Below are 15243 nucleotides of genomic sequence, written 5' to 3'. Positions count from 1 at the left end.
ATGGAGGCCATAAGATCATCCAAGGGAGTGGAGAAGTTCAATGAAGTTTTTTACCCAATTTTCGCTGAGAAACCCGGTGGCCATCGTGCTGCTCGTTCTGCTGATCGCCGCAGGCGGTGTTTACTCGACGACCAAATTCAAACAAGAGCAACAGCCCGAAATTTCGTTTCCGGGCATTTTCGTTCAAGCTGTCTATCCAGGTGCGGCACCGAATGAGGTGCTGAATCAAGTAACGTTGCCGCTTGAGGCGGCGCTGCGGAACGTGGAGGGCGTGAAGAACGTCACCTCTCAATCGGCGAACGGAATGTCAATGATCCAGCTCGAGTTCAACTTCAGCGATGACATGAAGAAAAAGCAAGAGCTAGTGAAGCAGACGATCGGCGGCGTGAGGTTGCCAGAAGGCATTGAGAAGCCAGAAGTGCAGTATTTCTCGACGACGAATCAGCCGATTATGTACACGTCCGTGACGGCGGTAGGAAGCGCAACGAGCGAACAGTTCAGTGAGACGGTCAAGACGAAACTCATTCCGAAGCTGCAAGCGATCGAAGGCGTTAGCGAGGTGAAGACGATCGGGCTAAAGGATGACGGTGTCTACCTTCGTCTGGATGCCGCGAAAATGACGGCCAAAGGCATCTCCTACGAGCAAGTAATCGGTTTGCTTCAAGCGAACAATCTGAGCGTGCCGCTAGGAGAAACGACATTCGGGCAGAACAAGCTGCCGGTTTTCGTACAAGGGGATCTGACGACGGTCGACCAGTTGAAAAGCTGGGAAGTCTCGCCCGGCGCGAAGCTGACGGATATTGCGACCATCGAGCAAGGCAAGGAGCAGAAAACGATCAGCTTAACGAACGGCAGCCCGAGCATTACGCTGAACATCGTTAAAGCTAGCAATGCCAATACGGTGGAAGTAGCCGACCAAGTGTTGAAAGTGTACGAGGCTGCAGAGAAGGATGGCCAGGCGAAAGCGCTCGTGATGTACAACCGGGCGACAGATGTGAAGGAATCGGTCAACTCTCTTGCCCGCGAAGGTTTGCTTGGGGCATTGTTCGCCTCGGTATTGATTCTGTTCTTCCTACGCAATCTGCGCGCGACGTTAATCGCAATTGTCTCTATTCCGTTGTCGATGCTCATTGCAATGATTTGCTTGAAGACGTTCACCGACGTGACGCTTAATATTATGACGCTCGGCGGACTTGCGGTAGCGACGGGACGTGTCGTAGATGACAGCATTGTCGTGATCGAGAACATCGTTCGGAGAATGAGAGGGGAGAAAATCAACAAGGAGCTTATTCTTTCCGGTACGATGGAGGTCGCCCGCGCGATCACGTCTTCGACGATTACGACAGTAGCGGTGTTCGCTCCCCTCGGTATGCTGCAGGGAATGGTCGGCGGTTATTTCCGTCCGTTTGCTTGGACAGTCGGTTTCGCGCTCATTTCCTCGCTTCTCGTCTCGTTGACGGTCGTTCCTCTGATGGCATGGGCGCTTATGAGAAACGCGAAAATGAAAGAAGCGAAACCTTCGGCAGTCAGCCGCGGATATAAGAAAGTGCTGCGTTGGTCTCTCGGGCACAAGACGACCGTAATCGTCCTCGCCCTGTTGCTGTTCGCGGGCAGTCTGGTGCCGATCTTCGCAGGCAAAGTCGGCGTCGTGCTGCTGCCGCAGTCGGACTACAAGTATATGTTCGCGAGCTTAACGATGCCGAAGGGAACTTCCGTAGATGCTGTTAGGAAGGAAGCAGATCGTCTCGACGCGATCATTCGCAAGCACCCGGACGTCGAGAATACCGATGTCATCGTCGGGGGAGACATTACCGGAGGCGGAGTCGAGAACGGTGCGCAATGGTTCATTGGTTTACGTTCTTCTGCGGACCTGGACCAGTTCACGGATGACATTGCCCCGAAAGTGAAAATGCCCGAAGGCTCAGATTTTAGTTTGGAAAAAGACGATATGAGCGGCGGCGGCACAATCGAAGTGACGGTGACGGGTTCGTCAGCATCCGATATTCAGACGGCAACGGAGAAGATAACCTCGACGATCGCCGGCTTGAAGGGCGTCGATCACATTAGTAACAACCTGGAGGACGGCACGAATGGCATCCAAATTACCGTTCGTCAGAAGGATGCATCCAAAGTCGGTTTGTCGGCGTTGCAGGCGGCACAATTGCTCAGACCATTTCTGTCGGAGACGAACGCAGGGCGGATCGGCGACGGTACAGGCGCCAGCGACTTGATCTTGAGCTTAAACGGAACGTCGCTCGCATCGGTCGAACAGATTGGCCAGTTGAAGCTGAATGCACCGTCAGGCGGAACCGTTCAAGTGAAAGACATTGCGGACGTGCGGATGATGAAACTTCCGAGCACGCTGCAACTGAAGAACGGCGCTGAGTTCGCGACAGTGACCGGACAAATTACGGATAAAAACGCAAGCAAAGTGAACTCAGAGCTGACGAAAGCATTGGATGCGCTCAAGTTGCCGGCGGGCGTCTCCTACAAACTCGGCGGAAGCGATGAAGACGTCGGTCAAATGATGAGCGATATGCTTATGGCGATGCTAGTCGCTGTCGGAATGGTCTACATTGTTATGGTTATTGCGTTCCGGGAAGGCCGGGCGCCGCTCGCCGTCTTATTCTCGCTGCCATTTGCGCTTATTGGCGGTTTGACAGGCACTTTAATGTCGGGCGATCCGCTATCCGTGTCGAGCATGATCGGGTTCCTTATGCTGATCGGCATCGTGGTGACGAACGCAATTGTTCTGCTCGAACGCGTTCAGCAGCAGATCGAACACGGCCAGACGATTCGGGAAGCGCTCATCGAAGCGGGCGGCACAAGGTTGCGTCCGATTCTGATGACAGCGATCGCGACGATCTGCGCGCTTATTCCGCTAGCGATCGGTTTCGGCGGCGGCAGCATTATTTCCAGCGGTCTCGCGGTTGTCGTTATCGGCGGCTTGACAAGTTCCACGATACTAACGCTTGTCGTCGTACCGGTCATGTATGAACTGCTCTACTTCAAGCGTTCGCGCAAGCAACGCAAGGCGCAGCAGGCGATTCCTGAAGAAGCGGCCGCATAATAGGGTGCGATAACATCGGCTTATCGCGCAGCATGCCCTCCCGCGCCCTCATCTTATTCGATGAGGAGCGTCGGGTGGGCTTTTTGCTGTATCTGGCCGCGGGGCTGGCAGGATAGTTGGTCATGCGAGGAATGATATAAGGGAGGTTTGCCTATACTAAAAACTATGAAAACGCACGTACGGCGGGAGGTACGATCATGTTCAAGTGGATTAGCTGGGTGATCAAAATAGGCGCGACGGCTTTGCTGCTCAGCTTCTTAAGCATATGGACGACAGGTTATATCGTGAACAGCTATATGGAAACAGTCGTGAAACAGCTCAACTTGCCGGTAGATATCAAACCTATCGCTCTATCAGGGGTATGGGGAAAGTTGTGGGGAGCGAGCGACAGTCCGTCGAAGTCGGCAGAGGTAGATAAAGGCGATACAAGCAGCAAGACGGACGGGGAGCCGTCCTCGTCACCCGTATCTTCGCCATCCGCGGAACCCTCGAACAGTGTAGGGGGAGTGAGCGAGTCTCCGTCCGACAAGCCTTCGAGCGAACCATCCACGCCTGCGGACGCATCGGCGGACCCGGAAGCTTCCACTGATCCGGGGAAAAACGGAGCGGTGCCCGTCATGGGAGACGGGGAACAACAGACTAGCTCGGGAATATCGTTGACCGACGAGCAGCGGCAATCACTGTATGCGCTTGTTGTCTCGAAGCTGAATCCTGCCCAATTGCAACAGTTGTCCGATGCACTCAAGGGAGGGCAGACGCCGGAACAGATGAAAGGCGTTCAAGAGATGTTGAAGTCGGCGCTGACGCATGAAGAGTTCGTCCAGATGATGAGCATTTTGCAAGGGACGTCGTCTGAAGACTCAGGCGAAAATGCTGGTGCGGAACAACGCTGAGGCGCGACTCTAGCTAACTTGAGCCACACTGGAGAGAACCTCCGTGTGGCTTTATTATTCGACAAAAATGCGCGTTGGGCGGCAATAAAACGAGCATAATGTCGACGGTTTTCGTGTTATGCCGAACATGTAAGCGTTTCAATTCTTAAAAGCTTTTCATAATTCTAATGGCCCAAAAGGTTGATCGTGCGGTCTGGCGTATGCTAAAGTGAGGACATGCTTTTGCCAAAACCGGGAAAAGAATACCGAAAGCAAGGGAAAAGGAGAAGATCATGGCCGCGTTTAGGGGAATGGATCGGATCCGGACAATGATCGCCGCAACGCGGAAAGTCATCCACAACGTTCGGTCCTCGCAAGTGCAATCCAAGAAGTCTGCAGATACTCAAGTTACGTCGAACGCTGCCGGGAAATGGCGCAATTACAGGAAACCGATCATCCTCTCTGCATGTGGAATCATCGCGATCGCAGGTGTCGGGCTTGGAACCAGCCAGTATGTGAAGGCGAATAGCGTTACCTATTATGAAGTACTGGTGAACGGGAACTCCGTTGGAGAGATCAGTGACAAGGCCATAGTCGAGCAATTGCTCGTCTCCAAAGCTGCTGAACTGAGCCAAGCGAATACTCCTGTCCTACAAGAGTTGAACGAGAATCAGGTCGCCTATGAAGTTCAAAAGGCGTATAAGAAAAAGACAGACGACAGCACGACGCTGGCTCGTCTCGAAGACATGCTTCAGACGCATGCAATCGGCGTGAAAGTCATCGTTGACGGCAAGGAAGTTGGCATCGTTCGCGACCAGAAGACAGCGGACCTGCTGCTTCAGAAGGTCAAGAACAAATACGTCCCGGCGAATCTTGTTAAGAAGGCCGGTACTGAGGTGCAGACGTTATCGACAAGCAACAGCGCGCCGGCAGCGACGGTGAAGCCGACTCGTGTTGTGACGTCGGTCAGCTTCAAGGAGAAAGTGCAGACGGCGGATTCCGATGTCGCTGCTGAGCAAGTATCGACAGTTGACGAGTTATATGCCAAGCTGACGAAGGGCGAATCGGTGCCTCGCAAGTACACGGTGCAGGCAGGCGATTGCATCGGTTGCATTGCGGCGAAGATGGATGTCACTGAGGAGTTTATCCACCAGAAGAATAAATGGATCGTAGGCGATAAGATTAAAGTCGGCGACGTGATTGACTTGTCGTCCCAACAGCCGCCGCTACTGAACGTCAACTCCGAAGAGCAAGTGACAGAGATCGAGGAGATCGAACCGCCGGTCCAATATAAGACAAGCGATACGATGAAGAAGGGCCAGCAGAAGGTGATTAGCGAAGGGACGTCGGGTAAGCAGCAAGTGACGTACCGGCTGACGAAACGCAACGGTGCTTTGATCGAGGAAGAACAGGTGAATAAGCAAATTTTGCTGAAGCCGGTGCCGACGATTATTCTGAAAGGCACGAAAGTCATTCGCGGCGAAGGCTCGGGTAAGTTCTCTTGGCCGGTTGTCGGGGCCCGCATCACGAGTTATCTCGGCCAACGTTGGGGCCGCATGCACAAGGGGATCGATATGATAGGCCAGAAGACGATTATGGCAGCGGACGAAGGCGTCGTCGAATTCGCAGGCTACAAGTCGGGCGGACTCGGGAACGCGGTTATCATCAACCACCAGAACGGCTTCAAGACGGTATACGGTCATATGAAAAGCGTCTCAGTCAAGAAGGGCCAAGTCGTCGAGAAAGGCGATTCGCTCGGCGTCATGGGCAGCACGGGACACTCGACCGGCACGCACTTGCACTTTGAGATTTACTTGAACGGCAAGCTGAAGAACCCGACCAGCTATTTATAATTTTTTATCGGCTCTCCAGAAGGTGCTTTGCCTTCGTGGGGAGCTTTTTATTGCTGCGTGTAATTTGGCGCTGCCAAGGCCAGTAATCTGCCATGATACGCCATTGGGGTCTTGTCCGCGTTATGGTAAGATAACATAGAGATTAGCTTCCGAGAAGCGGGAGGCGGTGACCATTCATGTTGGGCAAAATACTGGTCGTAGACGATGAGCGGCCGATAGCGGATATTTTGAAGTTTAATTTGGAGAAGGAAGGCTACGAGGTCGTCTGTGCCTTCGACGGCGAAGCCGCCGTGAAGCTGGCGTTCGAAGAAGAGCCGGACTTGATCTTGCTCGATCTCATGCTGCCGATCAAAGACGGGATGGACGTGTGCCGGGAAGTGCGGACACGCCTGTCTACGCCGATTATTATGCTGACGGCGAAAGACAACGAGATCGATAAAGTGCTCGGCCTCGAGCTTGGCGCCGACGATTATGTCACGAAGCCGTTCGGCACGCGCGAGCTGCTCGCTCGAGTGAAGGCGCATTTGCGCCGCCAGCGCAAAGTAGAGTCGGCGCGGGACGAGGAAGTGCAGTCGGAAGCGGAGCGCCAGGGCATCCGGTTATTTAACTTGTTTATCGATACGGACATGTACGTGGTCTACAAGAACAACCAGCCATTGGATTTGACCCACCGCGAATTCGAGCTTGTGCATTACTTGGCGAAGAACAGCGGGAAAGTGATGACAAGGGAACATCTGCTGCAAGCCGTATGGGGGTTCGAATATTTCGGCGACGTTCGCACGGTCGACGTGACGATTCGTCGGTTAAGGGAGAAGATTGAAGACGATCCGAGCCGTCCGGAGATCATTATGACGAGGCGCGGTCTTGGCTACTTGATGCGCAGTCCGAAGATGAGCGGCGGTTATTACGGATGAGAGCGTTTCGCATGCTCCGCAGTATCCAGGTCAAGCTCATTACGATGGTGCTTCTCCTGATCCTGATCGCGGTACAACTGATCGGGGTATATTTTATTAGCACGATGAAGACATCGCTGAGCAACTCGTTCACGGAGAACTTGAACACGCAAGCCAACTTGCTGACGCGATTTCTGTCCAGTTCGAGTTTATCGTCGGGGAACAAGGATGAAGATGCTCAGGGCGAAACGAGTGTCCTTCTGAACTCTCTCGTGAACAGCATCGATACGATAACCGGAACGGAGTACCAGGTGCTCGACGCCGGGGGCAAAGTGCTCGCGGCGACGACTTCGAAGACATCGCAGCAGTCGTACGTCGGCCGTAAGAATACGTCGCTGCTCGTAAGCCGTGCCTTACAAGGGGTTCGCGACAACGAAGAAGAGATCATCGATGACAACAACGAGCGTAGCAAAGTCATCGCCAAACCCGTCATCAGCGGGGGCAAAATCGTCGGCGCGGTGTACATCGTCGCCCCGATGGAAAGCTTGTATCAGACGATGGAAAATACGAACCGGATTTTCGTCTCTGCGACGTTGATTGCGCTCGGGTTGACGGCGCTGCTCGGCATTCTGCTCGCCGGCACGATTACGTCGCCGATCAAGGCGCTTACGCGCCAGGCGACGGCGGTTGCCGAAGGTCGTTTCGACGAACGGGTGCCGATATTCGGCAAAGACGAGATCGGTCAATTGAGCATCGCGTTTAACGATATGACCGATCGGCTGAGTGATGCGCTCGCTTCGAACGAGGAGGAGCGGGAGAAGCTCAGCTCGATTCTGTCGAACATGAGCGATGGCGTTCTCGCGACGGACGAACTCGGGCGAGTCATCGTAACGAACCGGCGAGCCAGAGGTATGCTCGGCTTGTCCGACAAAGAAGGCATGACTCTGTCCGAAGCGCTAGGGATTGAGAAAGACCCGATTGCCGCCACTCTTCAGGGAGAAGAGTCTTCTCTGCTACTGAACCGGTTTCCGGAAGATCAGGCGGAAGAAGAGCTGGTGTTCCGGGTGACGCTGACGCCGATTCGAAGGAGAGACAGAGGCGTGGCCGGAGCGATCGCCGTGCTGCAGGATGTCACCGAAGCGGAGAAGCTGGAGCTGGCCCGCAGGGAATTCGTGGCGAATGTCTCGCATGAGCTGCGGACGCCGCTGACAACGATTAAAAGTTACGCGGAAGCGCTCGATGACGGCGCGCTCGAAGATCCGCCGCTGGCGGAAAGGTTCGTCGGCGTTATCCGCAGCGAGACGGAGCGGATGATCCGCCTTGTAACGGACTTGCTCCATTTGTCCCGGTTTGATTCCAATCGCAACCAGCTTCGTCGGCAGCAAACCGATCTCGCGGAGATGCTGGAAGAAGTCGTCGACCGATTCAGTTTCCAACTTCGGCAGAAGGCAATCACGGTCACGGTAAAGGTCGATCACCGGCAGAAGACCGCTTGGCTTGACCGGGATGGTATCGACCAGGTGCTCGATAACCTTGTATCGAATGCGATCAAATATACGCTTGATGGCGGGGCGATCGATATATCCGCCAAGAATAACGAAGCCGGCCAACTCGCAATTACGGTGAAGGATACAGGTATCGGTATTCCAAAGAAAGATTTGACTCGGATTTTCGAACGGTTTTACCGAGTGGACAAAGCCCGTTCGCGGAATATGGGCGGCACCGGGCTTGGCCTTTCGATTGCCCGGGAAATCGTTCGTGCGCATGGAGGCACGATATTGCTCGAATCGGAGTCCAACGTCGGCACCATCGTGACGGTGCTGCTGCCGATCGTGCCGGAAGGAAGTGAGGGCGCTTGATCGAGAAGGGCAAATCGGTGCTGCTTACGCTGCTGGTGGTTTTAAGTTTGGTGCAAAGCTATTTTCTCGCTTACAACACGCCTTACAAAGATGCCAAAGTGAAGAGCGATTCGGATTATGTGAAGACGGAACGGCTCGGCGAGGAGGAAAAGGCGGACAATCTTGTTTTTCCCGAACAACTCATCGTCCATCTGGGCGAAGACAAACACACGGTATTTTATCCGAGCACGCAAACCTTTTACAACCTGATTATGACGAAGCTGAAGCTTCGCGAATTCAAAGGATTGCAACGCGATTCCGTCGAGTCTGTGGACTGGGCACAGATTCGTAAAGAGGACCAGGGCGTCGAGCTGAGATTCGGCCGTGCCGTGCCATTCGAGCTGTTGCAGAAGGCGTTTAAGATCGACGGCGACTTCCTGTTCTTCGGTGATTCGATCGACCGGATCTGGATTTATTCGAGCAAAGGGCGAGACGAAGTGCGGACGTTCTTCTTCAGTTCGGATGGCAATTACGTCTACGAATCGATGCATGCCGACTTGACGATCGGAGACGTGGAAGGGTTCGTCGGTTTCGGTCAATATTGGGATCCTTATTCGACTTCCGACGGCGTCGTCTATACGCCGGACAAGCCGACGACCCGTCTGTTCGAAATGGAAGTGGCGTACAACAAATACACCGTTGAGCAAATGCAGGACAACTTGTTTTTCGACCCGGGTCTGACGAAAACGATTCAGAGCAACAAAAGCGGCTCCCAGATGTACACCGACGGGAAGCGGGGGATGAAAATCGAGCAGGACGGCACGTGGTTGTCCTTCACCGATTTGACCGCGCGAACCGAAGTGAATAACGATCTGTTCGATAACGTCATGTCGGCGATCGGGTTCGTGAATCAGCATGGCGGCTGGAACGGCAAGCATCTGTTCGTGAAAGACGCAGAGTCGGAGACGGGGGAGTCGGTCGTCCGCTTCCAGCAGTATTACAAGGACGTGCCGATTGTGCCCGATAGAGGGTTAAACTTCGGCTACATTCAGCTATTCCTCGAGCAAGGCGTCGTGTCGACGTATAACCGTTCGCTCGTCGTGTTAGGCAAGGATGCGACGAATAAACATAAGCGCGAGCTGCCGGGCGGCGACGAACTGAGGAAGAAGCTTCAGGCGCTACGCGATAGCGGTCGCCCGGTTGAAGCGTTGTTTCCGGCGATGAAGCCGACGATTCTGGAGAAAACGGTCAGCTTGACGCCGGTCTGGGCGGCGCGGTTGACGACCGGGGAAGTCGTCATCTTAGCGGACTCGAAGCCATATGTGTAACAATAGCGGGCACCCGACAGGGATGAAAGGGGGAGCGGGATGGACTGGAGACGCGCCAAAAGCGTGCTTATCGTGTCCTTCCTCGCGTTGAACATCGTTCTCGGTTATCAACTGTGGACGGAATGGCGCGAGCGGTTGAATACGGCGGTGGACTGGACATCCCTTCCTCCCGAGACGCTGCAAGTGATGAAGGAGAAAAACATCCAAGTCGACGATAACGCGAGAATTCCGACGGATACGCCGAACATGAGGCAGCTGACCTACACGTTTAAGCAGCGCGGCGGCGGAGATGCGCTCGAAGATCGGAAGCCGATCTCGCCGGCCCCTGAGACGCGGGTCATTTTCTCCGAAGAGCAGTTTGCGCTTGCCCTTGGCGGCGTCATCCCTGACTTGGCCGACTATTCGTACGATCAGCAGGGGAGCAAAGAAGGCGTCTATTTTGTTTTTAACCGGAAGGAAGGGCTCTGGCCGATGTTCGACATCCGGCTGAAGTTGTATTACAGCGATCAGAAGATCAAGGGCTTCACGCAAGACATCGTAACGGTGAAGCCGGCGAGCGGGGCCAAGGAGCAGCAAGTCCTGTCCGCGACGAAGGCGCTCGCCAAAGTAATTGAGCAGAACCTGCCATCGGGATCGGTTATCAAGGAAATCAAGCTGGGTTATCACGGCGAAATTTTCGACGATGCGGAGGCGCAAGTGACCGAACCGTCGTGGCGGGTGCTGCTGGAAAATAGCGACGAAGTGTACTACGTCAACGCGATCAGCGCGGAAGTGACGACAGAGAAGGGCGATGCCGCAGCGGGCCGTACGTAAACGGCGATCGCGCGGAGGAACGCGCCGGGGAGAGGAACGGTTGTATCATGGGATTGCGGTTTACGGTGTTATGCAGCGGATCGACGGGGAATGCGACGATCGTATCTTCGGGGGCGGCGACAGTGCTCATCGACGTCGGCCTTAGCGCGAAGAAAATAGATGAGCTCATGGGCGAAAGGGATGTCTCCGGGCAGGATCTCGACGCGATCTTCGTGACGCACGAGCATTCCGACCACATTAAAGGGCTTGGAGCGTTCGCCCGTAAGCACAATCTGCCGATCTACGCGAACGAGAAAACGTGGCATGCGATGAAACGGTCGGTCGGGGACATTCCGGAAGCGCAAATCCGGATCATGCCGACAGACAGCACGGTGGAGATTTACGACATGCGGATCGATTCGTACGCGATTTCCCATGATGCGGCCGAGCCGGTCGGCTACTGCTTCCAATCGGATGGGGCGAAGCTGGGCGTCGCAACGGATCTCGGGTATATGAGCGACAAGGTGCTTCGCCAATTGATGAAATCCGACGTGCTGGTGCTGGAATCGAACCACGACGTCAACATGCTCCGCATGGGGCGCTACCCGTGGAACACCAAACGACGCATTCTGGGCGACACGGGGCATTTGTCCAACGAAGCAGCGGGCGACGCGTTGTGCAAGCTGCTCGACGGTACGTTGCGCCGAGTGTATTTGGCCCACTTGAGCCAGGAGCACAACTTGATGGATATCGCCAAAATGACGATCGGAGAAGTGCTGGAGAACAACGGCATTTTTTATCAAAGAAACGAATTCGCCCTATGCGATACATACTATGACAAGCCGACGCCGTGGGACGAAGTGAAAGCGAAGGTTGCTAGTTTGTAAAGGCAACAGGCTTAGTTACAACAGGAGCTGGCGGTCCAGCTCGGCTTCCATCTGTGCAGCTTTGACCCGTATTTCTTCTGGCGTGAGCAACCCTTTGTCAACGAGAAGCTCAATGAGGGTGCTGATCGCGAGCAATTGCCGGTACTGCTCGTGCTTCATGTCGGACATCTGCGACGCAAGGTCGAGGAACTGCCAGCCGTAATCCGTCGTACGCATCGGAATCCTTCCTTTCTTTAACAAGGGAATAGGTGAGAAAATCACTTGCGAGATCAAGGAGAAAGGGTAAAATGAGATCATCCTACTATTATTCTAGTCAAAACTCTTGATCTCATTCCTATTATTTTCCGATATCAAGTATAGAAGCATACGAAATAGAAAAGCTGATAGAGAAGGAACATGCGCGGAGCAAAAGGACGATCGGATCGCGATCTCCAGTGGCGGTTCCGATTGGAAGGAAGGTGCAAGACGATGGGTTTGTTCGACGATGATTTCTATTCCACGCGTGTGAGCAAGCGTTCCAAGGAGACGGGCGGCTCCCGGTTTCGATCGTCCGGACAAGGCTCTACGCTGCGAGTTGCGCTCATCTCTTCGGCGGCAAGTGCGGTCATCGTCGCACTGCTGTTCACGCTCATGGGCGGAGGGGGAGCAACGGGGCGTTCGGCGAAGCCAGCTCTGACCGGAGGGCAATCCCTCGTAGAAACTTCTGAAAGAATCATTTCCGCCGCTGAGAAGGTGAGGCCCGCCGTTGTCAGCGTTATTAATATGACGAACGCGGCGCTAGATCTGCAAGACTCGGATAAGGAACTGGACGGCGGGGAAATCCCGTACGCGTCGAGTATGGGTTCCGGCGTTATTTTTCAGAAAAAGGGCGGCAAAGCCTATATTATTACGAACGCTCACGTCGTACAGGACGCGGCTCGAGTGCAAGCGGTGCTCGTGAGCGGGAAGAAGAAGGAAGCGAAGATCGTCGGCATGGACGTCGTGACTGATCTCGCGGTGCTCGAAGTCGATGACAAAGACATCGAAGCAGTCGTAGAGTTGGGTGATTCCGAGAAAATCCGCGATGGTGAGATGGTCATCGCTATCGGCAATCCGCTCGGGTTCGGCGATTCGCTGACGCAAGGTATCGTCTCGAACAAGAAACGAATCATCCCGGTATCGATGAATCAAGACGGCAACTACGATTGGGAGCAAGAAGTGATTCAGATCGACGCGGCGATCAATGCGGGTAACAGCGGCGGAGCGCTTGTCGACTTGAACGGAAAATTGATCGGCATCAACAGCATGAAGGTCGCGGACATGGGTGTCGAAGGCATCGGCTTCGCGATTCCGATCGACAACGCGATGCCGATACTGAAGGAGTTGCTTGCCAAAGGCAAGATTTCCAGAGCATACATGGGAATCTTTACGCTGGATCTTCAAACGTACCTTGAGGCACAGACCGACGTGTCGGATGACGATGCCGGATCGTCGGAGGAGGACGGTAAAGAACCTTCCGCGGATGACGGTAGCGCGGCGGCAGCGGAGCCTGTCGTGCCGGACGGCGTCTACGATGGCGTTATTGTGCTCGAGGCGGTCGGCCCCGCGATGGACGCGGGATTAGTAGCCGGCGACATCATTGTTCAGCTCGACGATAAACCGATTGACAGCACGCTGGCGCTTCGCAAATATTTGTATAACGACAAAAAAATCGGGGAATCGTTGAAGGTAACCTACTACCGCAAAGGTGATAAAGCGACGCTGAACGTGAAGCTCCAAGAGAAACCGCAGCAATCGGATGACGAAGAGACCGGTGCAGAAGGCGAAAAATAACGGCGACGTCAGTCCGAACGGAAGGGAACGGATGTATGTACTGTGTATGCCGCGAGCACGTTGAGCTCGCGATCGATAAATTCGTGGACGAATACGAGGATGCACCCGATTTGGTTAACCTTCAGACGACGACGTTCTCGGCTTGGCATCCGCCCGAGCACTGCGAATGGTGCGGCAACAAAGTCGAGATTCTGGTCGTCTGACGCGGAAACAAAAAGCCTTCCCGGCCGGGAGGGCTTTTTGTTTGTTGCCAGCGGACTCACTGCCGCCTGCGAACGAAATCTCTCCCCCATTTCCAAAGCACGCCGACGATGAGAAGCACGGCGACGGCAAGGCCGGAGAAAGCGATGGAGAGCGCAACCCACTGGAACAGGGAATAACCCTTCAGGAACCCCCAGTTGTAACCGCCGTCTAAGTCTTCAATGACGAGGTTCATGCCGAATATGCCGCTGACGACGGTGTAGATTGTCAGGATGGTAAGCAAGTAACCGGCTTGCTTGGACGTGCGAGTCTCTTGATATTTGTACAAGTCGCTCAGCGTTATTTTGACGTCGTCGAACAGCTTGTCGTTACCGTAGACATTGCGCAATTGGTGGAAAATTTCCCGTCCTTCCGTCTGGGCGACGATCTCGGCGAAATAATATTTGGCGGAGAAGCAGGTGATGTCGCGGATGAGCTCTTCCGTGCGCTCGGGTTTGCGTTCGAGCTGCACTTTGGAGTAGGCGATCGATAGCTTAAGCAGGACGATCCGGTGAAACAGGTTTAGCAGCAATCCGTAATAATACTCCCCGTACATCTGATCGGCCAGTAACAGTGCTTTGTCCGGAGCTACGCGCGTCAGGCAGACGAAACACGTCTCGTCGGTAATGTAATACGTGTCCGGCGCCCAGCGGGCGTATTCGAAATGTTCCGCGTAACGTTCCATGTATGGCAAGTGACTGGCCCCGATGCGGGGGCGTCCGTGCGCGTCCAAGCCGTCCAGACGCCCCGCCCGATAACGTTGAGGCAGCGTCAAGTCGGTGTCGCCGGGGAAAGAGCAGAACCCGATGACGAAAAGCCGCTCATCCATGAAAAACGGCAGCTTCTCAAAAGGCGTATCCTGCATGGATGAGCGGTCTAGGAAGGGAAGCAAAGATGGCACGAGCACCCCGAAGACGTAATGTTCGATTTCGCGATACGTCTGGCCGTCATGTTCAATGATCGATCGATGGTCTGCGGCGTTCTCCTCACGGTCCTGAAAGTGCCGCATGCGATCCCCGAACTCCAATGCCTGCCCGAAAGTGATGGACTGCGCAGCGTCGATTTCCGTGCGAATTGTGAGGAAGCCGGTATCGAACGGGCAGAGAACAACATCGATGGAGTGAACGGAGAACGGTACGCCGAGCCCGCCGTCCGCGGCACCTACCCGCAATATGGCACGGTCGCCGGACGAGCGTGACAGTCGGCGGAAACTTCCAGGGTCGTTGTCGCCCGGAAACAGCACCTGACAAGCGAAAGGCAAGTAGTATCGCTCAAGCTCTCTGTGAGATACTCTGTGCCCGGGTCCGTAGAAACATGTCTCGAACGCCAACTCTCCCAGCCGGAACGATGCGAACCCTTCCTGCAGCAGCGTTTCTCTCAGCCGCTCCTGGCAGTTCCTTTCCAGTGAGAACGGGTATATGAACTGGAAAATCGCTTTATCCAGATCAGGATCCTCGCCAACTACGGTGCGCATTCCGAACACCTCTTTCCGATATTTCCATTGTGCCCCGGAGAGAAAAAAGTTTTGCATCCCCCGTTGACAGCTTTTGGGGGGCGATGGTAAAGTTGCAAATATACTTTGATGAACGGAAAGGGGGGTTACGGACATGAATAACGGAAATGGCGGTCGTTTCTTTGGGAATATGCCTCATACGGGG

Annotated in this window: 12 protein-coding genes; 10 read left to right on the top strand and 2 right to left on the bottom strand. The window is 54.5% G+C overall.

What is annotated here, in order from left to right:
- The first annotated feature begins 40 nt into the window (after positions 1-40).
- From ACFPOF_RS28455 to ACFPOF_RS28420, 8 genes are all read left to right on the top strand, one after another.
- On the top strand, positions 41-3070 hold the full coding sequence (locus tag ACFPOF_RS28455) for an efflux RND transporter permease subunit (protein WP_378138772.1): 3030 nt from the start codon (positions 41-43) through the stop codon (positions 3068-3070).
- A 197-nt stretch (positions 3071-3267) separates the two neighbouring features.
- Positions 3268-3963: a hypothetical protein gene (locus ACFPOF_RS28450; RefSeq protein ID WP_378138771.1), complete on the top strand. Its 696-nt coding sequence runs from the start codon at positions 3268-3270 to the stop codon at positions 3961-3963.
- A gap of 272 nt (positions 3964-4235) precedes the next feature.
- Positions 4236-5795, top strand: coding sequence for a peptidoglycan DD-metalloendopeptidase family protein (locus ACFPOF_RS28445; RefSeq protein ID WP_378138770.1), 1560 nt, complete (start codon positions 4236-4238; stop codon positions 5793-5795).
- Positions 5796-5971: 176 nt separating this feature from the next.
- Positions 5972-6709 carry a response regulator YycF gene (gene yycF, locus ACFPOF_RS28440; protein ID WP_378138769.1) on the top strand — a complete coding sequence of 246 codons (738 nt, stop codon included), beginning with the start codon at positions 5972-5974 and terminating at the stop codon, positions 6707-6709.
- A complete protein-coding gene (gene walK / locus ACFPOF_RS28435; RefSeq protein ID WP_378138768.1) occupies positions 6706-8547 on the top strand; it encodes a cell wall metabolism sensor histidine kinase WalK in 1842 nt (613 codons plus the stop codon). Before yycF ends, walK begins: the two co-directional genes overlap by 4 nt.
- Positions 8544-9854 (top strand): two-component system activity regulator YycH, encoded by a 1311-nt coding sequence (gene yycH, locus ACFPOF_RS28430; protein WP_378138767.1) that lies wholly within the window; start codon positions 8544-8546, stop codon positions 9852-9854. Before walK ends, yycH begins: the two co-directional genes overlap by 4 nt.
- Positions 9855-9893: 39 nt before the next feature.
- Entirely contained in the window at positions 9894-10667 is a 774-nt protein-coding gene (gene yycI, locus ACFPOF_RS28425) for a two-component system regulatory protein YycI (RefSeq protein ID WP_378138766.1), read from the top strand.
- Positions 10668-10714: 47 nt separating this feature from the next.
- Positions 10715-11533 carry an MBL fold metallo-hydrolase gene (locus tag ACFPOF_RS28420; RefSeq protein ID WP_378138765.1) on the top strand — a complete coding sequence of 273 codons (819 nt, stop codon included), beginning with the start codon at positions 10715-10717 and terminating at the stop codon, positions 11531-11533.
- 15 nt (positions 11534-11548) lie between these two features.
- Here the strand turns inward: ACFPOF_RS28420 and ACFPOF_RS28415 are convergent, their stop codons facing one another.
- Positions 11549-11749 carry a hypothetical protein gene (locus tag ACFPOF_RS28415; protein ID WP_378138764.1) on the bottom strand — a complete coding sequence of 67 codons (201 nt, stop codon included), beginning with the start codon at positions 11747-11749 and terminating at the stop codon, positions 11549-11551.
- A gap of 180 nt (positions 11750-11929) precedes the next feature.
- Between ACFPOF_RS28415 and ACFPOF_RS28410 the strand changes: the two genes are divergently transcribed.
- Together ACFPOF_RS28410 and ACFPOF_RS28405 are read left to right on the top strand one after the other, a co-directional pair.
- Positions 11930-13345 (top strand): S1C family serine protease, encoded by a 1416-nt coding sequence (locus ACFPOF_RS28410; protein WP_378138763.1) that lies wholly within the window; start codon positions 11930-11932, stop codon positions 13343-13345.
- A gap of 35 nt (positions 13346-13380) precedes the next feature.
- The gene (locus tag ACFPOF_RS28405) at positions 13381-13548 is read left to right on the top strand and encodes a CxxH/CxxC protein (protein ID WP_120978053.1); all 168 of its coding nucleotides are present in this window, start codon (positions 13381-13383) and stop codon (positions 13546-13548) included.
- Positions 13549-13604: 56 nt separating this feature from the next.
- On the opposite strand, the gene ACFPOF_RS28400 is transcribed toward ACFPOF_RS28405, so the two are convergent.
- The gene (locus ACFPOF_RS28400) at positions 13605-15059 is read right to left on the bottom strand and encodes a hypothetical protein (protein ID WP_378138762.1); all 1455 of its coding nucleotides are present in this window, start codon (positions 15057-15059) and stop codon (positions 13605-13607) included.
- Between the last annotated feature and the right edge of the window lie 184 nt (positions 15060-15243).

The sequence above is a fragment of the Cohnella soli genome, assembly GCF_042655525.1.
GTDB classification, from domain to species: domain Bacteria; phylum Bacillota; class Bacilli; order Paenibacillales; family Paenibacillaceae; genus Cohnella; species Cohnella soli.
Note: the sequence above shows the minus strand (reverse complement) of the source record. Positions and strands in the feature narration are given on the sequence as shown.

Coding starts and splice junctions, on each gene's coding strand:
- yycF (WP_378138769.1), top strand. CDS start 5,972: ATGTTGGGCAAAATACTGGTCGTAGACGATGAGCGGCCGATAGCGGAT.
- ACFPOF_RS28415 (WP_378138764.1), bottom strand. CDS start 11,749: ATGCGTACGACGGATTACGGCTGGCAGTTCCTCGACCTTGCGTCGCAG.
- ACFPOF_RS28420 (WP_378138765.1), top strand. CDS start 10,715: ATGGGATTGCGGTTTACGGTGTTATGCAGCGGATCGACGGGGAATGCG.
- ACFPOF_RS28410 (WP_378138763.1), top strand. CDS start 11,930: ATGCGCGGAGCAAAAGGACGATCGGATCGCGATCTCCAGTGGCGGTTC.
- ACFPOF_RS28445 (WP_378138770.1), top strand. CDS start 4,236: ATGGCCGCGTTTAGGGGAATGGATCGGATCCGGACAATGATCGCCGCA.
- ACFPOF_RS28450 (WP_378138771.1), top strand. CDS start 3,268: ATGTTCAAGTGGATTAGCTGGGTGATCAAAATAGGCGCGACGGCTTTG.
- ACFPOF_RS28400 (WP_378138762.1), bottom strand. CDS start 15,059: ATGCGCACCGTAGTTGGCGAGGATCCTGATCTGGATAAAGCGATTTTC.
- yycI (WP_378138766.1), top strand. CDS start 9,894: ATGGACTGGAGACGCGCCAAAAGCGTGCTTATCGTGTCCTTCCTCGCG.
- ACFPOF_RS28455 (WP_378138772.1), top strand. CDS start 41: ATGAAGTTTTTTACCCAATTTTCGCTGAGAAACCCGGTGGCCATCGTG.
- walK (WP_378138768.1), top strand. CDS start 6,706: ATGAGAGCGTTTCGCATGCTCCGCAGTATCCAGGTCAAGCTCATTACG.
- ACFPOF_RS28405 (WP_120978053.1), top strand. CDS start 13,381: ATGTACTGTGTATGCCGCGAGCACGTTGAGCTCGCGATCGATAAATTC.